This is a genomic window from Pseudarthrobacter sp. AG30 (assembly GCF_003116525.1).
Lineage (GTDB): Bacteria > Actinomycetota > Actinomycetes > Actinomycetales > Micrococcaceae > Arthrobacter.
The window spans coordinates 35581-56281 of the sequence record NZ_QEHL01000033.1 but is presented as its reverse complement, the minus strand read 5'-3'; the positions used below and the strand labels follow the sequence as shown (position 1 = coordinate 56281).

The following is a 20701-nucleotide window of genomic DNA, read 5'->3' as shown; positions in this document are numbered from 1 at the left end:
ACCTCCCCCGTCATCGCCAACGCGCCGGCGGATACCTTCAAGAAGTAACGGCCTTCGGGCTTAACCGCCGACGGCGGCACCTGGGTTCTGGAATTCCGGAACCCGGGTGCCGCCGTCGGGCGCTTAATGCGGTGGTCCTCCTACTGTGACGGTTTGACCACCATGGCCGAGCCGCCGCCGCGCCTGACCGGCTCCGCGGCGGCGAGGGTCCGGCCGTCCTTCAGGAATTCGATGGCGGTGGCCGCCCCGATCTCCGAGGCGGAGGTGAAGGAGTCGCCGGACGGGGTCAGCGTGTGGCCGAATCGCGAGGTCAGGGCTGCCCCGTACTTGTCGATGAAGGCAGGCTCGGCCGTGACGCTGGCCGTGTTCCGTTGCGACGCACGCGGCGCGGCGATGGCGTCCGGGGTGCTCATACCCAAGTCGATCTTGTTCACCAGGGTCTGTAGCACCGTGGTGATGATGGTGGAGCCACCCGGGGAGCCCAGGGCCAGGAACGGCTTGCCGTCCTCCAGCAGGATGGTGGGCGACATCGAGGACCGCGGCCGTTTGCCCGGCTCAATCCGGTTGGGATCGGTGGCGCTGTACACCGTGGAGAAGTCCGTGAGCTCGTTGTTCAGCAGGAAGCCGCGGCCGGGGACCACCATGCCGGACCCGCCGGTCTGTTCGATGGTCAGCGTGTACTCCACCACGTTCCCCCACTTATCGGAGACAGTCATGTTGGTGGTGGAGATGTTTTCGGTGTCCTTCTCCTCGGCGGCAGCAGCCGGGCCGGCCGGGCAGGCGCCGTCGTAGGAGGTCACGTCGCCGGGCAGGACCGGCTTGGTTGCGGCATGGGTTGGGTCCAGCTCGCAGGCGCGTTCCTTGCCGAAGACGGGATCAGTCAGGGCCTTCGTGGGGACTTTCACGAAGGCAGGATCGCCGACGTACTTCCCGCGGTCGGCAAACGCGAGGGCACTGGCTTCGAGGTAGTGGTGCAGGACGGCAGGCTGGTCTGCCTTCAAGGCCGGCAGGTCGAAGACGTCCAGGATGTTCAGGGACTCCCCGACGGTGGTGCCGCCGCTGCTGGAAGGTGCCATGCCATAGACGTCATAGCCGCGGTAGTTCACGTGGGTGGGGTCCTGGTCCACGGCCCGGTAGTTTTCCAGGTCCTCCGCCGTCATGGAGCCAACGGGAACGGGGAGCTTGGTGTCCGGGGACTTGGGCGGATTCTGGACGGTGTTGGCGATCTCTTCGGCGAGCGGACCGTTGTAGAACGCGTCCATTCCGTTGCGTGCCAGCAGCCGGTAGGTGTCCGCGAGGTCGTGGTTCTTGAAGACCGATCCCACCTCCGGCAGCTTGCCGCCCTGGAGGTACAGGTCCTTGGTGGAGGTGAACGCCGCGAACCGCGTCTGGTTGTCCTGGGTCTGGTTGCGGAAGGTCTCATCCACCACGAAACCTCGGTCCGCCACCTTGATGGCCGGTTTCAGTGCCTCCCCCAGGCTGATGCTGCCCCAGCGGTCCAGCGCACGTTCCCATGTGGCCGGGGTGCCGGGCACGCCCACGGAGACGCCGCTGGTGACCAGTTCCGGGGTGAACGGGTAGGGCTTGCCGGTAGCGGGATTGATGAAGGCATCCGGCTTGATTCCGGCCGGCGCAGTCTCGCGGCCGTCAATGGTGCTGACCTTTCCGGACTTGGCGTCGTAGTAGACAAAATAGCCGCCCCCGCCGATGCCGGCGCTGTAGGGTTCGGTGACGCCCAGCGTGGCTGCGGCGGCAACCGCGGCGTCCACGGCGTTCCCGCCCTTCCGGAGGACTTCGATGGCCGCTGCCGACGCTTCCGGGTCCACCGTGCTGACCGCGCCGCCGTACCCGGTGGCCGTGGGACTCTTGTCGGTCTGCCGGGGGTCCGCTGCAGCGGGACTGATGGCCCCGGTGGTCACGCCGATGGCCAGCGCCGCCGTCACAGCAGCGAGCCGGCGTCCGAAATGTGGCATGGTGGCTCCTTAGTGGGGGTTCGTGTGATGGTGGCCACGCTACTCTTCGGGTAGGACACACTCAACGATTCCGAAAGGAAGGGCACCATGCCTGGTGGATCCAAACTCGCCGTAGTGGGGGCCGGGAGCGTAGGCACGTCGCTGGCCTACGCCGCGCTGATCCGTGGCTCGGCAAGCAGTATCGCCCTGTTCGACGTCAATGCGCCCAAGGCCGAAGCGGAGGCCCTGGACCTTGCCCATGGCAGCCAGTTCGCCGCGGCGTCCGCGACGGTGGCCGGCGGCGGGGACATCGCCGTCACGGAGGGTGCCGACGTCGTGGTGATTACCGCGGGTGCCAAGCAGAACCCGGGGCAGAGCCGCCTGGACCTGGCCGGCACCAACGTTCGGATCCTTGAACAGCTGATGCCGCAGCTCCTGGAGCGGGCGCCGGACGCCGTCTACGTCCTGGTCACCAACCCGTGCGACGTCCTGACGGTCGCGGCCCAGCGCATCTCCGGGCTGCCACCGGAGCGGATCTTCTCTTCCGGCACCGTCCTGGACACCTCCCGGCTGCGCTGGCTGCTGGCCCGGAGTGCAGGTGTCTCCGTCACCAGCGTGCATGCCAGCATGGTGGGCGAACACGGCGACACCGAATTTCCGCTGTGGTCCGGGGCCACGATCGGGCCTGTCCCGATCCGCGACTGGACGGACGGCGGCGGGCGGGTCTTCACCTCCGAGAACCTGGCCGCCACGGCCCGGGACGTGGTGCAGGCCGCGTACAAGGTCATCGCCGGCAAGGGGGCCACCAACTATGCCATCGGCCTCTCCGGCGCCCGCATCGTGGAGGCGCTGCTGCGCGATGACAATGCCGTCCTCCCCGTCTCCACGGTGTTGTCCGGGCAGTACGGAATCTCGGGAGTGGCGCTGTCACTTCCCAGCGTGGTGGGCCGCGGCGGGGTGCACCGGGTCCTGGACACACCCATGGACGGCGGCGAACTGGCGGCCCTGCAGGTTTCCGCTGACACCTTGCGGAACACGATGGACAGGCTGGGGATCTGAGCGGGGCCACGGGGACGGGCGGCCGGCGTCATGCAACGCCGGCCGCAACCCCGTCCGCTGCGCGGTTCGCATATGCTCACCTGAGATGTCCACACTGGCTCAACGACGAACCAACAGGAGCAACCCATGACCAACTGGCGGATCAGGGATTTCCACTCAGCGGACCTCGACGGGATCCTACACCTTTGGGAGACCCTGAAGGCGAACAACGTCGAACCTGTGTATGCGCTCTCCGAGGTCCTCGCGTCCTGCGAGAAGGACCACGCGGTGGTGGCGGTTCAGGGCGACCAGGTGGTGGGCGCCGCGGTCGGACGCGCCGCGCACGACCAAGGGTGGATCGTGTTCCTGGCCACCCTCCCCGAATACCGGGGCCGCGGCATCGGCACCTCGCTGCTGGCCGCCGTCGAGAGCCGGATGGCCCCGCACGGGCTGAACAAGCTCTCAGCGCTGATGCCGGAGTCCGAAACGCGGGTGGAGGCCTTCCTGGGCAGGGGCTTTGCGCTGAAGAAGAACCTGCGGTACTTCGAGCGCACCATTCCGGTGCAGCGCCAGGAACTGGGGGCCCTGGGCCAGCTGGGCGGCCGCGTCCTGGCCCGCGACCTGTGGGAAAACGTTGCGGGCATGCGCAAGGAGAAGGAACTGCTGGAGCGGCGCCTGGTGCTGCCGCTCGCCGAGGCGGACTTGGCCGATGAGTTCGGCGTGGTGCCGCCGCGCGCCGTCGTCCTGTTTGGTCCGCCGGGTACCGGCAAGACCACTTTCGCCAAGGCCATCGCGTCCCGGTTGGAGTGGCCGTTCGTGGAGGTGTTCCCGTCCCGCCTGGCCGGGGACCCGCAAGGCCTGGCCGGTGCCCTGCGGGAGACTTTCCTGGAGATCGCGGAGCTGGAGCACGCCGTGGTGTTCATCGACGAGGTGGAGGAGATCGCCTCCCAGCGCGCAGGGGACCCGCCGTCGCCGCTGCAGGGCGTCACCAATGAACTGCTGAAGATCATCCCCGCGTTCCGCGAGCAGCCCGGCCGGCTCCTGGTCTGCGCCACCAATTTCATCCGGGCGCTGGACTCCGCCTTCCTGCGCCACGGCAGGTTCGACTACGTGATTCCCATCGGATTGCCGGACCGGCAGGCACGCGGGGCGATGTGGCAGCGGTTCATCCCCGCGGCCGTGGTGGACGCCGTGGACGTGGAACTGCTGGTAGAACGCACCGAAGGGTTTTCGCCGGCGGACATCGAGTACGCTGCCCGCAGCGCTTCCCAGCGGGCTTTGGAAAAGGCAGTGTACGACGACGGCGGGCTGGCATCGGGCGGTGACGCTTCTGTGCGCGAGGCGGTGCGGAAGGGCCCGTCCACCCAGGATTACCTGGATGCGATCGGTGAAACGCGCACCACCGTCAGCGCCGAAGTGCAGGCGGATTTCCTTGAGGACATCGACGCGCTGGGGCGGGTCTAGTCCCCGGGGGCGTCGTCGTACCGGAGGTTTTCGTAGTCGGTGTCATCGGCCTCGTCCAACTGTGCGTCGAATTCCTCCAGCAGCCACGGGTTGACGCGGGCCAGGATCTTGCGGATCTCCTCCACGTCAACGGCCGCGTAAAGCACCGGCCGGGCGTCCCGGTATTTGGTGACGGGCGGCTTGTCGGGCCATTTTTCGGCCAGTGCCTGGACGCGTTCGGGCAGTGAGTTGTGCGCGTTGTCGGCGATCTTGACCAGGGCGGCGTCATGGTCCTCGGCTATCTCATGGATACCGGCCAGGTAGTCATCGGGGTTGCTGTGCAGCCGGTTGGTGACCCGTTCAATGATGTCGACGGCGCGCTCGGAAACCCCCATGTCCAGCAGAGCCTGCCGGGTCATCGGGGTGTCTTCGGCAATGTCATGCAGGTAGCCGGCAATCCGGACGTCGTCGTCGAAGTCCGCAAGGGCGTCGCCGACGGCCAGGACATGCTCGCGGTACGGCCGCTTGAGTTTGTCCTTTTGGCGGTTGTGGGCAACTTCGGCGAGGACCTTGGCAGTCTCCACCGTGAATCGCGGCCCGTGGAGGCTCGCGTCCGCGGTTCCTGTTTCTGGCATGGTTCCAGCCTACGCGCCCGCCCCGGGCACGCCCGGCCACGTCCATGGCTCCATGGGGAGCGAGCTGGGGTCAAAGGACTCCAGGGCATGGTCCAACGAACCGGGCGGAAGGCCCACGGACTCAAGGATGGCGTCGCGGACCCGGGTTGGGTCCGCTCCGGCCGTTGCCAGGTCCGCCAGGGTCACGGCGCCGTCGCGCTTCGCCAGCCGGGCGCCGTCGACGTTTACCACGAGGGGCACATGCGCATATTCCGGTACGGGAATATTCAGCAGGGACGCGAGATACGCCTGGCGTGGCGTGGACGGCAGGAGGTCCCCACCCCGGACCACCTGGTCTATGCCCTGCGCGGCATCGTCCACCACCACCGCGAGGTTGTACGCGGTGACACCGTCATTGCGGCGCAGCACCAGGTCGTCCACCATCCCGGTGAACTTGCCGTGCAGGGTGTCATGGACCGTGAATTCGGTGACGTCCGCCCGCAGCCGGAGGGCCGCGGGCCGGGTGGAGCGCTTGAACTCCAGCTCCGCCCGGCCCAGGTTCCGGCAGGTCCCCGGGTAGGCGCCTTGGGGAGCGTGCGGCGCGGAGGCTGCTTCCTGGATTTCCCGGCGCGTGCAGAAGCACTCGTAGGTGAGCCCCGCCTGTTCCAGGCCGGCAATGGCCCGGGCGTAGAGGGGCCCGCGTGTCGTCTGCCGCACCACGTCGCCGTCCCAGGTCACGCCGACGGCCTGGAGGTCCCGCAGCTGTCCCGCCTCTGATCCGGCGCGGGCGCGGTCCAGGTCCTCCACCCGCAGGAGGAACGCCCGTCCCGTGGATCGGGCAAAGAGCCAGGCGAGGATGGCGGTCCGCAGGTTTCCGACGTGCAGGTCACCGGAGGGACTGGGGGCGAAACGTCCGGCGGAGGTCATAAATCCACCTTAAACGGAACAGCACAAGAGCCCCTCAGCTACCGATGACTTCGGGGAATGCCGACGTCGGTAGCTCAGGGGCTCTTGCCGTGTGATGCGGAATGACATTGGTGTGAACAAGAGTCAATCTGCGGCAGCGTCCTTGCGGGAAGCTTGGTCTAGGGACCGGGTGGTGTGCCGGGGATCCTGTAGCCTGCGGGACTGCGGCGGTAGCCTGCATCCCTTATTGCCATGATTTCAGCAGATGCCCTACAGTAGGCGCAACCGAGGTCACTCGGACTGGTCAGAATGACTAATTGATGATGCACAGCAAAGCAGGAAGTGGTCAGATTGCAGGAACTCGATTCGACCGACCGGCGCATCCTGGCCGCGCTTGATAACGATCCACGGGTGCCCATCATGGTGCTTGCCCAGAAACTGGGCCTTGCCCGCGGCACCGTCCAGTCGCGCCTGGAGCGGATGGCTGCTTCGGGCGCCCTCCGCCCCAACAGCAGCCGGGTCCTGCCCTCCGCGCTCGGCCGTGGCGTGGCCGCAGCTGTCAGCGCAGAACTGGACCAAAGCCACCTTAACGAGGCGATCGCTGCGCTGCGCAAGATCCCCGAAGTCCTGGAATGCCATGCCCCCGCGGGGGACACTGACCTGCTGATCCGCGTGGTGGCCAAAAGCCCCGACGATCTCTACCGGGTCTCCGAGGAGATCCGCCTCTGCCCGGGCATTGTCCGCACCTCAACGAGCATGTTCCTGCGCGAGGTCATCCCGTACCGGACCACCGGGCTCCTGCAGGAAGGGCAGGGGTAGCCTGGCGCCCACAGGGAAGCTCTCCCCATCGCCGCCGGTCGGCGGCTGCGGCTAGGCTGGCACGGGATCCAACAGGGGGAAAATATGGCGGGAAATTTTTACGGCGGTGATGTGGCACAGCTCCGGCAGCTTGCCAAGGACCTGTCCAGGAGTGCGAGCCGGCTTGAGTCCCTGGGCCAGCAGCTCTCCAGCAGCATCGCTTCAGGGCTGTGGAAGGGGCACGACGGCGACAGGTTCCGCAGCGAGTGGACCTCCTCCCACGCCAGGTTGCTGAGGTCTGCCACCGCAGGGCTGGAATCGGCGTCCAAAGCATTGCTGGCCAACGCGGACGAGCAGGAGAAAGCCAGTGCCGGCGGTTCCGGCGGGACGGGAACAGGAGGCTCGGGCGCGTCCGGTGGCGGTACTGCGCAGGAACTGACGGATCTGCTGACCGGCATGTCCCCCTCGGAGCGGCTGCAGTACCTGCAGGGCGCGGAGTTCCGCCAGTGGGCCCTGGCCAACCCGGAGGCAGCCAAGGCAGCAATGGACGCCGCCGCAGATTCCGGGCTGATCGAGAAGAAGTCCCCGGAATATGCGGACTTCCTCAGCTCGTACTGGAACAACCAGGCGATGCTGCAGATGGGGATCGATCCCTCCACCTGGGACACCTCCAAGGGGACCGAATACAACTGGAATACCATCCGCAGCGTCTACGACTACTACGGACAGGCCTACCTCGCGAACCCCGACCTCCAGTGGGCTGGAATGGCCAACATGATCGGGCCATCGTTCGCCGGCGGTTTCCGGGACATGGCCATGCTGCGGGACTTGGCCCGCCAGATCGCGGACAACCCGGCCTCCGATGTTCCCCTGCCGGTCCTGGACCAACTGGAGCAACTGGCGGGCATGACCGATAGTGAGATCCGCTTCTATGAGACCAGCATGCTGGACATGAACAAGGAAATCTTCCTGGACCAGGGCCGCCAGCACCAGGCCTACCTCAACGGCGGCATCGAAGAAATCAACCGGCTCCGCGACTCAGGCGCCATCGATCCCGAGACGGCGCGTGCATGGGCCCAGGTGGACTCCGGCATTCCGGATGAAGTTCGGAAGGGCAATACGGCCCTGCTTTACCGCGAGCAGAACGACATCATCGCGGACGACTACGACGCCATGCGCAGCCACCCCGGCGGTGAAGCCGTGACATACATGGTGACCCTCGCCGGCGAACCCTCCATCCCGGGCGCCAGGAGCTATCCGGAGGTATTTCCTTACAGCTTCAGCGTGGAAAGTCCCGGCCCGCAGAACATCCCGTTCACCAACTGGGACAACCCGGCCCAGTTCCGTACCGATTTCACCACCGGCTTCCCGGACGGCAACATCGCCAACGCGGACCAGCGCTGGAACCTCATCAAGCAGGACACGCTGCCTGCCTATCAGCATCTGTTGGCAACAGATCCGGCCCGCGCGGCCGGGATCATCGGATCCGACTTCGATGCCCGGGTGGACCAGTACCGGCCCACCAACAACATCCCTGCCATCATGGGCCGCTTCCTTGATGGTTTCGGAGCCGAGGTGCACCAGTGATGACGCCCTTTCTTTCTGCCGGCCGCGCACTGCGGCCGCGTGCCGGCGTCGTCCTGGTCCTCCTGGCCGCTGCTGCACTGGCGGGCTGCGCGCCCGCCGCCCCGACCTCCACTCCGCCGTCCGCCTCATCACCTTCCGCAGGGAGCACCGTGCACACTTCCGAATTTTCCACCCTTGACGCCGCCGGCGTGGATGCCATCCGCGAGACGAGGACGGCCCGCCTGGACATGCGCTCGGGCAGGCTGCAAAAAGCGTCGGTGAGGCTGACCGACGACAGCTTTGGCCCGGAGATCAACACCCGCGACCTCGGCAAGATTTCCCTGACCATTGCCGGTCCCACCGGAGACGTGCAGGCCGAAACAGACCGCATCCGCTTCAGCACCACGGAACAGGAGCCCGATTTCCGCGAGGTGACCTATTTCCTGACTGCAGGGTCGCTGGAGGAGTACACCGGCCTGATCCGGGACGGGGTTGAGAAGTATGGGGTGGACTCTGCCGCCGCGGAGAGGTGGATCAGCAGCATGGAAAGCAATCCGGGCACCAAGAGCAATTTCTCCATCACGTCCGGCACCAGCACGGGACTTGAAGTGAACTACGACCTCCGCTACGACGGCTCAAAGGACGTCCAGGTCATCATCGTCCACGTCAACCCGCTGACCTAGCCTTCCTACACGGGCGGACCGGCGTTGGACTTGAGGTTCTTCATCACGAGGGTGGACGTCAACCGCTCCACCCCGGGAAGCGATGTCAGTTCGGTGTCGTAAAAACGCTGGTAGGCGGGCAGGTCTGCGGCGATGATCTTCAGCAGGTAGTCGGGCGAGCCGAACAACCGCTGCGCCTCCACGATGTTGGGATTGTCCGCCACCCGGTTCTCGAAGATTTCCATGGTGGGACGGTCCACCTGGCGCAGGGTGACGAACACGATCGCCTCGAAACCCAGGCCGACCGCCGCCGGATCAATGTCCGCCTTGTAGCCGCGGATCACGCCGGACTGCTCCAGGTCACGCAGCCGGCGGTGGCAGGGCGCCACCGTCAGCCCCACCTTTGCGGCGAGCGCCGTGGCAGTCATCCGGCCATCCTCCTGGAGGTAGCGCAAAATATTCCTGTCAATGCCGTCTATCACGCAATAAACATACTGCCTGTACCGCGAGGCGGGCGAAAACCGGACAGCACTTATGGCGTGATTCTCCCTATGGTTGCTCCTGAGAGACCGTCGACAGGAGAACCCCGTGAATCCCCAGCTGTTCCTGGCCTTCATCGTGGTGGCCGCCGCTTTGGCCTGCACGCCGGGAGTGGATTGGGCCTACACCATTGCCGCCGGCCTCCGGCAGCGCAGTTTCGTGCCGGCGGTGGCGGGGCTTTGCGGCGGCTACGTCCTCCACACGGTCCTGCTGGTGGCGGGCCTAGCGGCGCTGTTGGCCGGCATGCCCGGCCTCCTGGGCTGGATCACCCTGGCCGGTGCGGCCTACCTTCTCTGGCTCGGCATTGGGACCCTCCGGTCCTGGCGGGGTGCAAGCTTTGGTGCCGCGGCGGCAGGCGGCTCCCGAACGCAGCTCCGTACCTTCCTGCAGGGCATGGGAACCAGCGGGATCAACCCCAAGGGGCTGCTGTTCTATGTGGCGCTGATTCCGCAGTTCGTCAGCGCGGACGCCTCCCTGCCGGTGCCGGTGCAGTCGGGGCTGCTGGGTATGACGTTCGTGGCCCTGGCGGGACTGGTCTACACGGCGGTGGCACTGCTCTCGAGGACGCTCTTGCAGAGCCGGCCCGGGGCTGCGCGCGTGGTGACCCTTGCCAGCGGCATCATCATGGTTGCTTTGGGGACCGTCCTGCTCGGCGAGCAGGTGGTGCCGTTCCTTGCCGGCCGCGCCTAGTCACCGCTGAGTTCCTTCCAGTCCTGCTCCCACATCCGCCGCATTTCCTCGTCCTTGCGTATGGGCACCGGCGCCCCGATTTCCCGTTGCGGCTCCGGGTCCGCGCGCCGGCGTCCCCAGTCGCGCGGGTTCAGGGACCGCCGGCTTGACTCCAAGACCAGCAGCGCACGGTCTGTCAGGGCGTCGTTGCGGAGTGCCAGGTGGGTCTTGCGGCGGCGCAGGACCTCGGCGATGGCCTGCTGCGCCGCGTCCAGCCGACCTTCCCGGCGCAGCGCCCGGGCTCGGACCAGGAGCAGGGCAGCAGAGAGGTCGTCGGCGTTCAGCAAGCCCTCCGTCCAGTCGATGACAGTGCGGCTCCGGCCAAGGTCCAGGGCCAGCGAGCAGCGGGCCAAGGCCATGGGGAGTGACGGCGGCAACCCCGAGAGGGCGTCCAGGGCAGCTTCCGTGCGGCCTGTCTCGCGCAACGAATGGGCCAGGGCCAGGAACACCGACTCCTCGCTGAACAGCACCGGGATTTCCACCCGTTCAGCCAGTTCGATCCGGGTGATGATCCTGGTGAGGTAGGTGGAGGAGTACCGGTTGGCCTCCTCATCGTTCCGGGTGGTGAGCCCGCGCTGCAGGAGTTCGGAGGCACGGAGGTAGCCGCCGTGTTTGTACTCGAGGAGGCCTGCCATGAGGTAGCACAGCCCGGCCCAGCCGGGGTAGGTCCGCGCCAGGTAGATCAGCCGCTCGGGTTCGCGGCTGGAGAAGACCGCCTCGTGGACGGCCCTGGCGGGCTTTGACGGCAACCGCTTAAGCCGAGGAACCTCGCCGTCGATGGACAGCAGGGCCGGGTTCCGTCCGCCCAGCACGCCGGTAAGCAGGCCGCCCACGCCGCCGGCAAGGTCGTGGACCGGCGTCCGCAGCTGGGCGTGCCCGAACGGCGTGAGGTCACGGCTGTCCCAATAGATCGGTGCGGTGTCCCCGGCGCTCATCGTTCCATGCTAACCGGGAAGGGGCGGGGCCCCGCCGGGCGGTCAGCGGCCGGCGGCCGCAATCCATACTCCGACCACCCAGGTGCTGGCGGCCAGGCAGGCCAGCCCGAACTCGGCGAGCATCCCCAGGCCGGTGGCCTTCAGGGCAGCCCAACTGGACCTGGCCGCCGTCGGAAAATCCCTGGTGCGGAGGAACTCGCTGACCAGCAGGCCGGCGGCAAAACCAACGAAGAGTCCCAGCACCGGGATGATGAACATCCCCACAACGGCCGCCACGAGCGCCACCACGACGCTCCGGCTGGGGATGGCGTGCTGCTTGAGCTTCCTGCCGGTGAGCACGGCGCCGGCGGTCATGCCCGCGGCAACAAAGATCATGGCCACCGCGAAAACCACCCACCCCACGGTGCCGGCGCCGCCCCAGATGGCCCAGGCCAGCAGGCTGATGCCTACCAGGACGCTGCCGGGAAGGACGGGGATGATGGTGCCGGCCACGCCCACCAGGATTCCCAGGCCGCACAGGATGGTCACCACGGTTTCGGAGGTCATGGTCCCCAGTCTAGGGGCGCTCCTCAAGCGCCCGACGGCGGTGCCTCCTTCCGCGAAGGAGGCACCGCCGTCGTTGCCTGTCCCCAGGCGGGGGCTTACTCCGCTTCCACCGCCGCGGCGACGGCTGCGGTGACCGCGGGGGCGACGCGGGGGTCCAGCGGGCTGGGCACGATGTAGTCGGCCGACAGGTCCTCGGCGGCCAGCTCCGCGATGGCGCGGGCGGCAGCCAGCTTCATGGCCGGCGTGATGCGGCGTGCGCCGGCGTCCAGCGCGCCGCGGAAGATACCCGGGAAGGCCAGGACGTTGTTGATCTGGTTCGGGAAGTCGCTGCGGCCGGTAGCCACCACCGCGGCGTACTTCACGGCTACCTCGGGCAGGACTTCGGGGTCCGGGTTGGACAGGGCAAACACAATGGCGTCCTGGTTCATCAGGGCCAGGTGTTCCTCGGCCAGCTTGGAGGAGGAGACGCCGATGAACACGTCCGCGCCGGCCAGCGCTTCGGCGGGGCCGCCGGTGATGCCGCGGGGGTTGCTGCGGGCTGCAATGTCCGCCTTCTTGCTGGCGGTGTCGGCCGCAAGGTCGGCGCGGCTGCTGTTGATGACCCCGCGGGAGTCCAGCAGGACGATGTCGGTGATGCCGGCGGCCAGCAGGATCTCGGCGACGGCGATCCCGGCGGCACCGGCACCGGACACCACCACCTTGAGGCCTTCCAGGCCCCGGCCGGTCACCTTGGCGGCGTTGGTGAGGGCTGCCAGGGCCACGACGGCGGTCCCGTGCTGGTCATCGTGCATGACGGGGCAGTCCAGCGCCTCGATCAGCTTTTCCTCGAGTTCAAAGCAGCGCGGCGCCGAGATGTCTTCGAGGTTGACGGCGCCGAAGCTGGGGCGCAGCCGGACCAGGGTCTCCACGATCTCGTCCACGTCGGTGGTGTTCAGGACCAGCGGGATGGAGTCGAGGTCGCCGAAGGTCTTGAAGAGCGCCGATTTGCCTTCCATGACGGGCAGCGAGGCGCTGGCGCCGATGTTGCCCAGGCCCAGGACGGCCGTGCCGTCGCTGACCACGACCACCAGGCGCTCGGCCCAGGTGAGGGTGCGGGCCAGTTCAGGCCTGGCGTGGATGGCGCGGCTGACTTCGGCAACACCAGGGGTGTAGGCGATGGACAGGTCCCGCTTGTTGGAGAGCGGAACGGTGCTGGTCACGGACAGCTTGCCGCCTTGGTGGGCGCCGAAGATTTCGTCTTCGGTCAGGGCCGTCGCTGCTGAGTTGTCGGTGGCGGTAACTGCGTCAATGGACACGTCGTTGTCTCCTGGTGCTCGCCGTGGGCGCACGGCACATGGAGCTGGAACCCGGCCGGGCCCAGCGGGGAAAGTAGTGCGACCGGAAACCCAAGGGTGGCGGGTCCAGGGGAACGCCGGGGGTGTTTCCGCCCTGCCGCTCCGGTGCGACCATGGTAGGCACCCCCGAATGGCCGGCCTGAACCTCAAAGAGCCACTTATGCAGTGCCAAAAGGTTTAAGCGCGCAATTTAGTGACCTAGATCACGGCATTATGGCGGATTTAATTGCCTATTGGTCTAGACCAGTTACGCGGATTTGGTCACTGTTAATCCGGATTCAGCGTCCGGAGACAAGCGCCCGCAGGCCTTTTTGAGGTCTTCCTCGGCTTCGAAGAGGGAAAGCCGGCGGTTCCGCACGGACTGGACCAGACCAGTGACTGTCAGCAGGAGGACCCGCGCGCCCACCGCATCGCCGCACGCGCCGGCAACGAGCTTCTCGCTGAGCGCGTCGATCTCGCGCAGGAGCTCCGTGGTATCCCGCTCCGGCAGGTACACACTCCGGCTCAGGCACTGTTCCACGGCAGGCTGCATGACGCGCATGTGGAAAATCTCCATCACCAGGCCGGAGAGTGCACGGCCGCGGAAACGCGGCGATGATCCACGGGCACCGGCCTGCAGCTCGTCCAGCTGGTGCCGGAAGAGCGCGAGCATCAGGTGGGTGGGAGACGGGAAATACCGGTAGAGCGTCCCCAGCGGGACGTCGGCTTTTTCTGCGACTTCGGAGAGCTCCACAGCGTCCAGTCCCTTGCGGGCAAACCCTGCGGCGGTGTCGAGGATCCGCGCGTAACGGAGGCGCTGGCGGGGAGCGGAAGGCCGGGCGGCCATGGGCGGATGGTCTGAAAAAGTCTCGGGCATCAGCATTCCGGGGTTGTGTTTTAGGGGACTGCGGCCAGGAGTGCCCCCACTTCCGTACCACCCTGCAGCCCGGTTCAACTATACGGCAACCGCACCGAGCAGGTTGGTCAGCGGGCTTACCTTCGGCCGTCTTCGGGTCAGTCCACGCCCTTGATCTTGACGACGAAAACAGCGCCCAAAAGCCCGATGACGGCGGCGGTGAGGAACAAGGTCCGGTAGCCGCCCGCGTACGTCACGGCCACCAGCGCCAGGGCCGGGGCGACCACCTGGGGCAGGGAGTTGGCCACGTTAATGACGCCCATGTCCTTGCCGCGGCTGACGGCGAACGGGAGGACCTGGGTCAGCAGAGCGAAGTCCACCGCGAGGTAGGCACCGAAGCCGATGCCCAGGACCGCTGCCCCCGCGAGGGCGCCCGGCCACACCGGGAAGAACGCCATGATGGCCCCGGCCATGGCGATCGTGGCGGACGAACCGATGACGAACGGCTTCCGCCGGCCCACCCTGTCGCTCCAGGGACCGGCCAGCACGGCGGTGATCATCACCATCACCGCATAGATGCCGGTCAGGACCAGTACCCCCGCGGCCGGGTCAGGGTAGCCGATCACGTCCCGCAGGAAGAACAGCAGGTACACGATGGTCAGCTGGTTGCCCACGTTCACCAGGAACCGCGTCAGCCACGCCCAGGCGAAGTCCGGATACCGCGCCGGGCTGATCCAGAAGCCCTTGGCAAAGACGCGGGGGCGGAAAGCCTCCAGTTCCGACGCCGGCAGGACGGGATCGTTCCGGTGGAAGAGGTACGGCAGGACGGACAGCAGGAGGGCCGTGGCGCACAGCCAGTAGCCCACCATGAAGTTGCCGGCAACCACCGCCCCGAAGACGGCGCCGGTGAGGATGCCCAGGGTCTGGCCCATGGCCGCGAGCCCGCCCACGCCGCCGCGCTGGGCCACGGGCACCCGGTCCGGGACGGCGGCGGTGATGGCAGCATAGGCGGCGTTCGCACCCAGTTGCACCAGGCACCAGAAAAGCACCATGAGCGCCACGGCGGCGGAAAACGACATCGCCAGCAGGGCCGCCGTCGCCAGCACCGCCCCTGCCAAAATCCACGGGGCACGGCGGCCAAAGCGCGAGGTGGTCCGGTCCGAGAGGGCGCCGAAAAGCGGGTTGGCCACCAAGGACACGGCGGCACCGCAGGCCGTCACCAAGGAAAGGATGGCTTCCTTGCTGGGCGCGTCGATACTGATGGCCTGTTGGCCGATGAACACGTTGATCGGGCCGAAGAAGGCGGCGTTGATGCCGACGTTCACCAATACCAGGCCGGTGACCCACCGAGCGGTGACCTTCTGCACCGGCTCGGCGAGCGCCGCCGTCGCACTTTCCGGTGCGGAGCCGGGCGGCGGCAGAGGCTTCTTGGACAGACTCATTGGCTTGGCTCCCCCTGGTGCGGCCGGTTGGCGGTGGGAATCAGACTATCGTGGGCCGTACCTGGCCGCGGGGCCCCGCCCCGGCGCCCCGTCACTGAAGACCAAGGAGCAACAGATGAGCGCACCCACTCCCGCGGGAAACCCACCCGTGAACACTGCAGACCTCTATGACGAACGCGGCTCCGAACTGGCATCGATCTCCCTGCAGTTCCAGTCCCTGGGCGGACGGACGCATTTCAACGGCCCGGCCCGGACCATCCGGTGCTTCCAGGACAACGCCCTGGTGAAGTCGACGCTCGCATCCCCGGGGAACGGCGCCGTCCTGGTGGTGGACGGCGGCGGATCGCTGGGGACGGCCCTCATGGGGGACATGTTCGCCGAAAGCGCCGTGGCGAACGGCTGGGCAGGCGTCGTGATCAATGGCGCCATCCGGGACCGGGAGGCCCTTGCCCGGCTGGACCTTGGGGTCAAGGCACTCGGCAGCAACCCGAAGAAGAGCCTGAAGACCGGCGCCGGGGAGGTCGACGTGGACGTGGTGATTGACGGCGTGACCATCCGTGCCGGGGCCGCCATCTGGTGCGACCCGGACGGCATCCTCGTGGAGGCCTAGGCAGGGAGCGCCGCCCGGCAACGGCAACCGCGGAAAGTTGGCAGGGCGGGGAATAAAAAGTGCGAGTAAGATAGTTACTGAAAGCAACTATCGCTGCTTATATCCTTTTCTTCCCCTGGAGCCCCCATGTCCAAAGCCTCTGCCGCGCCCCGCGCCGGAGAAACACTGACGCAACGCCAGATCGTCACGGTAATGGTTGGCCTGATGCTGGGCATGTTCCTCGCATCCCTGGACCAGACCATCGTTTCGACGTCCATCTACACCATCGCCAACGATCTCGACGGGCTCTCGCTGCAGGCGTGGGCCACCACCGCGTACCTGATCACGTCCACCGTCAGCACCCCGCTGTACGGCAAGCTGAGCGACATCTTCGGCCGCCGGCCGCTGTACCTGACGGCCATCGCCATCTTCCTGGTGGGTTCGCTGTACGCGGGCTCGGTGCACTCGATGACCGAACTGGCCATTGCCCGCGGCATCCAGGGCCTCGGCGCGGGCGGGCTGCTGGCCCTGGCGCTGACCATCATCGGCGACATCGTCTCCCTCAAGGACCGTGCCAAGTTCCAGGGCTACTTCATGTCCGTCTTCGGCATTTCCTCGGTTCTCGGCCCTGTGGTGGGCGGCGCGTTCGCCGGATCAGCCAACATCCTGGGCTTTGACGGCTGGCGCTGGGTCTTCTTCATCAACATCCCCATCGGCCTTGCCGCCCTGACGGTGGTGTTCCTGTTCCTGCACCTGCCGGCAAAGCACCTGAAGCAGAAGATCGACTACTGGGGCGCCGCGGCCATCACGGTGGCGATCGTTCCGCTCCTGCTGGTGGCCGAGCAGGGCCGCTCCTGGGGCTGGGCCTCGGTCAACTCCTTCCTCTGCTACGGCCTGGGCGTCGTGGGCATTGCCTGGTTCCTGCTCGCCGAGAAGCGCGCCGGCGACTACGCCCTGATCCCGCTGCGGCTCTTCCACAACGTCACGTTCGGGCTGTCCTCGCTGCTGAACTTCATCATCGGCATCGGCATGTTCGGCGCCATCGCCATGCTTCCCATGTACCTGCAGCTGGTGAAGGGCCTCACCCCCACACAGGCGGGCCTGATGATGATCACCTTCACGGTGGGCATCCTGTTCGGTTCCATCACCGCCGGCCGCACCATTTCCGCGTCCGGAACGTTCCGCATCTTCCCCATCATGGGCACCGGCATCCTGACCGCTGCCGCCCTGGTGATGGGCTTCTCCCTGGGCGTGGACACCGGGTTGTGGGTTCCCGGCCTCATCGCCGTGTTCTTCGGCGTGGGCCTGGGCTTTTGCATGCAGCCCCTCACCCTTGCCATGCAGACCTCCGTTCCGCCGCGCGACATGGGCGTAGGCACCTCCTCCGCGGCGTTCTTCCGCTCCATGGGCGGCGCCGTGGGTACCGCCGTGTTTATCTCCATGCTCTTCAGCCTGGCCGCCAGCCGGATCGCGGACGGCATGAAGAGCGCCACCACGGATCCTGCCTACCTCGCCGTCTTGAAGGACCCCGCCGTCGCGTCCGATCCCGCCAACGCCAAGCTGTATGACTTCTTCAAGAACGGCGCCTCCAACGATTCGCTGAACGACACCAGCTGGCTGCACACGGCCAACTCCACCCTGACCAGGCCCATCACCGAAGGCTTCGCCACCTCGATCGACACCGTGATGCTGACCGCTGCTGCCCTGACGGGCCTGGCGTTCCTCATCAGCTTTGCGTTGCCGCGGAAGAAGCTGACGGACCAGAAGGCCTCGCCGCAGGACAAGGACGACATGCAGATTCCGGCCCACTAGGCCCGGAAGCGCACGGAGAAACGACGACGGCGGCACGACCCGCCGTCGTCGTTTTTCGTTGCGGGGCAAGTTGTGGGGCAAGGGGCGCCAAGTGGAACCTGCGGCGGTGGCGTGCCACACTGTTTAGCGCGTGTGCGCCGGCCCTTTGGGCCGGTACAGCAGCCGACGACGTCCGCACCGCATCCATAAACCCCCAACACCAGGGAGAACCATGCCCACTGCACAGGAGCAGACAACCACCCGGATTCCACGGCGGGTGATCTGGCTGGCGCTCGCGGGGGCGGTGGGCGGATTCCTCTTCGGCTTCGATTCGTCCGTGGTCAACGGTGCCGTGGACGCCATGAAGGAAGAATTCGCGCTGTCCGAGGCCGTGACCGGCTTCGCCGTCGCCATCGCCTTGCTTGGCTGCGCCGCCGGGGCCTTCCTGGCCGGCAAGGTGGCGGACCGCTACGGCCGCATTCCCGCCATGAAGCTGGGCGCCTTGCTCTTCCTGGTCAGCGCCGTGGGCACGGGCTTCTGCTTCGGCGTCTGGGACCTGATCTTCTGGCGCCTGGTGGGCGGCCTGGGCATCGGCCTGGCGTCCGTGATCGCCCCCGCCTACATTTCCGAGATTTCACCGCGCAAGGTCCGGGGACGCCTGGCCTCCCTGCAGCAGCTGGCCATCACCACCGGTATCTTCGCAGCCCTGCTCTCCGATGCGCTCCTGGCCACGACGGCCGGCGGCGCGGACCAGTCGTTCTGGCTCGGTATCGAAGCCTGGCGGTGGATGTTCCTTGCCGCCGCCGTTCCCGCCGTCGTGTACGGCTGGGTGGCCTTCACGCTGCCTGAATCCCCGCGCTTCCTGGTGTTCCAGGGCAAGGAGGACCAGGCACGGAAGGTCTTCGATTCGATTGCGCCCGCCGAGGACACCGACCGGCACATCCGCGACATCCGGGAAGCCATCGAGGAAGACAAGCTGGCCGGCCAAAAGGGTTCCCTGCGCGGCAAGGCGTTTGGCCTGCAGGCAGTGGTGTGGGTGGGCATCATCCTGTCCGTGCTGCAGCAGTTCGTGGGCATCAACGTGATCTTCTACTACTCCACCACCCTGTGGAAGGCCGTCGGGTTCCAGGAAAAGGACTCGCTGGCCATTTCGGTGGCAACGGCGGTCACCAACATCCTGGTTACCCTGGTGGCCATCGCCCTCGTGGACCGTATTGGGCGGCGCCCCATCCTCCTCACCGGCTCCGTGGGAATGGCGGTGTCCCTGGGCGCCATGGCCCTTGCGTTCTCCTCGGCAACGGGCAGCGGCGAGGACATCACCCTGCCGGGCGCCTGGGGACCGGTGGCGCTCGTGGCAGCCAACGTGTTCGTGATCAGCTTCGGCGCGTCCTGGGGACCGCTGGTGTGGGTGCTCCTGGGCGAGATCTTCCCATCCAAGATCCGCGCCCGGGCCCTGGGCCTGGCCGCTGCCGCGCAGTGGGTGGCCAACTTCGCCATCACCCTCAGCTTCCCGGTGATGGCCGCAGGCTCGCTGCCCCTGACGTACGCCATGTACGCGCTGTTCGCGGCGGCTTCCTTCTTCTTCGTGATGTTCAAGGTGCCGGAGACCAACGGAATGTCCCTGGAGCAGGCAGAGACGCTGTTCGTGCCCAAGGGTTCCAAGAAGGCCTCGTAACCCCGCCCCGGCTTTCGCTGGAAACAACAAACCCTCCATCATCTGGCGTGATGGAGGGTTTGTTTGTTGCCGGCCGCTTACACCACGTGTGGTTCGTGTGAGGAGAGGTAGGCCCGGCCGCCGAGGGCGATCAGGATGGCCACCACCATGGCCGCCGCGCCGGCAAAGAACGGAACCTGCGGGCCAAAGTGCTCACCGAGCTGTGCGGCCGCGAACGGGGCCAGCGCGCCGCCCATCCAGCGGACGAAGTTGTAGCCGGAGGACGCCACCGGGCGGGGCGAATCGGAAACACCCATGGCCAGTTCCGTGTAGATGGTGTTGTTGACGCCCAGCAGGGCACCGGCGACGATCACCAGGACGACGACGGCCGGCACCGAGTGCCCCGCCGCCAGGCCCAGCCCGGCCAGGTCCAGCATGAGCAGGAACAACGTGCCGGTCAGCACCTTGACGGCACCGAAGCGGGCCTGCAGCGGCGGTGCCACGAAGACGGAGAACACAGCCACGGCCACGCCCCAGCCGAAGAAGACGCCGCCGATTCCGTAGGCGTTCATGCCCAGGATGAACGGGGTGAAAGCCAGGATGGTGAAGAAGCCGTAGTTGTAGAACAGGCCGCTCGCCGCCGTCGTCCGCAGTCCCTTGTGGCCCAGTGCCAGCAGGGGGTCCCGCAGGCGGACCTTGCGCTCGGGCAGCGGCGTCTTGGGCAGCAGGGCGATCAGGGCGATGAAGGCGGCCGCCATGAGGACGGCGGTGCCGAAGAACGGTGCGCGCCACTGCCAGCCGCCCAGGAGGGCGCCCAGGAGCGGGCCGAGCGAGATGCCCAGGCCCAGGGCGGCTTCGTAGAGGATGATCGCGGTCCCGGCACCGCCGCTGGCGACGCCGACAATGACGGCAAGGGCCGTGGCCACGAACAGGGCGTTGCCCAATCCCCAGCCGGCCCGGAAGCCCACCAGCTCACTGACGCTGGCAGACAGGCCGGAGAGCGAGGAGAAGATGACGATGACGGCCAGGCCGATCAGGAGGGTCTTTTTGCCGCCGATCCGTGACGAGACAAACCCGGTGATCAGCATGGCGAGTGCAGTGACCAGGAAGTAGCTGGTGAAGAGCAGCGAGACCTGGCTGGGGCTCGCCTGCAGGTTGGTGGCAATGGCGGGGAGGATGGGGTCCACCAGGCCGATGCCCATGAAGGCGAACACTGCAGCGAGCGCGGTGGCCCACACCGCCTTCGGCTGCTTGAGGAATGAGGCCTTTTCAGCCTGCAGGGTGTTTTCTGGTGCCGGCAGGGTTTCTGCGAGCTGGCCGTCCATGG

At 67.0% G+C, this 20701-nt stretch carries 19 protein-coding genes; 9 read left to right on the top strand and 10 right to left on the bottom strand.

Annotated features, from left to right (window positions below):
* Nucleotides 1-140: 140 nt before the first annotated feature.
* A complete protein-coding gene (gene ggt / locus DC347_RS20010; protein ID WP_109864217.1) occupies nt 141-1973 on the bottom strand; it encodes a gamma-glutamyltransferase in 1833 nt (610 codons plus the stop codon).
* 87 nt (nt 1974-2060) lie between these two features.
* Between ggt and DC347_RS20005 the strand changes: the two genes are divergently transcribed.
* Nucleotides 2061-3011 (top strand): L-lactate dehydrogenase, encoded by a 951-nt coding sequence (locus DC347_RS20005; protein WP_109864216.1) that lies wholly within the window; start codon nt 2061-2063, stop codon nt 3009-3011.
* 126 nt (nt 3012-3137) lie between these two features.
* A complete protein-coding gene (locus tag DC347_RS20000; RefSeq protein ID WP_109864215.1) occupies nt 3138-4454 on the top strand; it encodes an ATP-binding protein in 1317 nt (438 codons plus the stop codon).
* Here DC347_RS20000 and DC347_RS19995 read toward each other — a convergent pair.
* Entirely contained in the window at nt 4451-5068 is a 618-nt protein-coding gene (locus DC347_RS19995) for an HD domain-containing protein (protein WP_109864214.1), read from the bottom strand. The genes DC347_RS20000 and DC347_RS19995 overlap by 4 nt on opposite strands.
* Before the next feature lie 9 nt (nt 5069-5077).
* A complete protein-coding gene (gene gluQRS / locus DC347_RS19990) occupies nt 5078-5974 on the bottom strand; it encodes a tRNA glutamyl-Q(34) synthetase GluQRS (RefSeq protein ID WP_109864213.1) in 897 nt (298 codons plus the stop codon).
* Between the two features lie 321 nt (nt 5975-6295).
* On the opposite strand from gluQRS, the gene DC347_RS19985 reads away from it, so the two are divergent.
* From DC347_RS19985 to DC347_RS19975, 3 genes are all read left to right on the top strand, one after another.
* Nucleotides 6296-6772, top strand: coding sequence for an Lrp/AsnC family transcriptional regulator (locus tag DC347_RS19985; RefSeq protein ID WP_026265119.1), 477 nt, complete (start codon nt 6296-6298; stop codon nt 6770-6772).
* A gap of 84 nt (nt 6773-6856) precedes the next feature.
* Nucleotides 6857-8338 carry a WXG100 family type VII secretion target gene (locus DC347_RS19980; RefSeq protein ID WP_109864212.1) on the top strand — a complete coding sequence of 494 codons (1482 nt, stop codon included), beginning with the start codon at nt 6857-6859 and terminating at the stop codon, nt 8336-8338.
* Nucleotides 8338-9000: a hypothetical protein gene (locus tag DC347_RS19975; RefSeq protein ID WP_018763657.1), complete on the top strand. Its 663-nt coding sequence runs from the start codon at nt 8338-8340 to the stop codon at nt 8998-9000. Before DC347_RS19980 ends, DC347_RS19975 begins: the two co-directional genes overlap by 1 nt.
* Before the next feature lie 5 nt (nt 9001-9005).
* On the opposite strand, the gene DC347_RS19970 is transcribed toward DC347_RS19975, so the two are convergent.
* Entirely contained in the window at nt 9006-9461 is a 456-nt protein-coding gene (locus DC347_RS19970) for an Lrp/AsnC family transcriptional regulator (RefSeq protein ID WP_081624212.1), read from the bottom strand.
* A 106-nt stretch (nt 9462-9567) separates the two neighbouring features.
* Between DC347_RS19970 and DC347_RS19965 the strand changes: the two genes are divergently transcribed.
* On the top strand, nt 9568-10209 hold the full coding sequence (locus DC347_RS19965; RefSeq protein ID WP_109864211.1) for a LysE family translocator: 642 nt from the start codon (nt 9568-9570) through the stop codon (nt 10207-10209).
* On the opposite strand, the gene DC347_RS19960 is transcribed toward DC347_RS19965, so the two are convergent.
* From DC347_RS19960 to DC347_RS19940, 5 genes are all read right to left on the bottom strand, one after another.
* Nucleotides 10206-11183 carry a hypothetical protein gene (locus DC347_RS19960; protein ID WP_109864210.1) on the bottom strand — a complete coding sequence of 326 codons (978 nt, stop codon included), beginning with the start codon at nt 11181-11183 and terminating at the stop codon, nt 10206-10208. The two genes, DC347_RS19965 and DC347_RS19960, sit on opposite strands and share 4 nt — an antisense overlap.
* A gap of 42 nt (nt 11184-11225) precedes the next feature.
* Nucleotides 11226-11729 carry a DUF456 domain-containing protein gene (locus DC347_RS19955; RefSeq protein ID WP_018763661.1) on the bottom strand — a complete coding sequence of 168 codons (504 nt, stop codon included), beginning with the start codon at nt 11727-11729 and terminating at the stop codon, nt 11226-11228.
* 95 nt (nt 11730-11824) lie between these two features.
* Nucleotides 11825-13024 (bottom strand): NADP-dependent malic enzyme, encoded by a 1200-nt coding sequence (locus DC347_RS19950; RefSeq protein WP_109864209.1) that lies wholly within the window; start codon nt 13022-13024, stop codon nt 11825-11827.
* Between the two features lie 286 nt (nt 13025-13310).
* A complete protein-coding gene (locus DC347_RS19945; RefSeq protein ID WP_109864208.1) occupies nt 13311-13919 on the bottom strand; it encodes a TetR/AcrR family transcriptional regulator in 609 nt (202 codons plus the stop codon).
* Between the two features lie 137 nt (nt 13920-14056).
* Entirely contained in the window at nt 14057-15340 is a 1284-nt protein-coding gene (locus DC347_RS19940) for an MFS transporter (RefSeq protein WP_109864207.1), read from the bottom strand.
* A gap of 115 nt (nt 15341-15455) precedes the next feature.
* Between DC347_RS19940 and rraA the strand changes: the two genes are divergently transcribed.
* The 3 genes from rraA to DC347_RS19925 all read left to right on the top strand — a co-directional run bounded on the left by rraA (nt 15456) and on the right by DC347_RS19925 (nt 19395).
* On the top strand, nt 15456-15950 hold the full coding sequence (gene rraA, locus DC347_RS19935) for a ribonuclease E activity regulator RraA (RefSeq protein ID WP_109864206.1): 495 nt from the start codon (nt 15456-15458) through the stop codon (nt 15948-15950).
* Nucleotides 15951-16076: 126 nt separating this feature from the next.
* Entirely contained in the window at nt 16077-17741 is a 1665-nt protein-coding gene (locus DC347_RS19930) for an MDR family MFS transporter (RefSeq protein ID WP_018763666.1), read from the top strand.
* A gap of 211 nt (nt 17742-17952) precedes the next feature.
* A complete protein-coding gene (locus DC347_RS19925; RefSeq protein ID WP_026265121.1) occupies nt 17953-19395 on the top strand; it encodes a sugar porter family MFS transporter in 1443 nt (480 codons plus the stop codon).
* 77 nt (nt 19396-19472) lie between these two features.
* Here DC347_RS19925 and DC347_RS19920 read toward each other — a convergent pair whose 3' ends face one another.
* Complete coding sequence (locus tag DC347_RS19920; RefSeq protein WP_109864205.1) at nt 19473-20699, bottom strand: MFS transporter; 1227 nt, start codon at nt 20697-20699, stop codon at nt 19473-19475.
* Nucleotides 20700-20701: the final 2 nt, after the last annotated feature.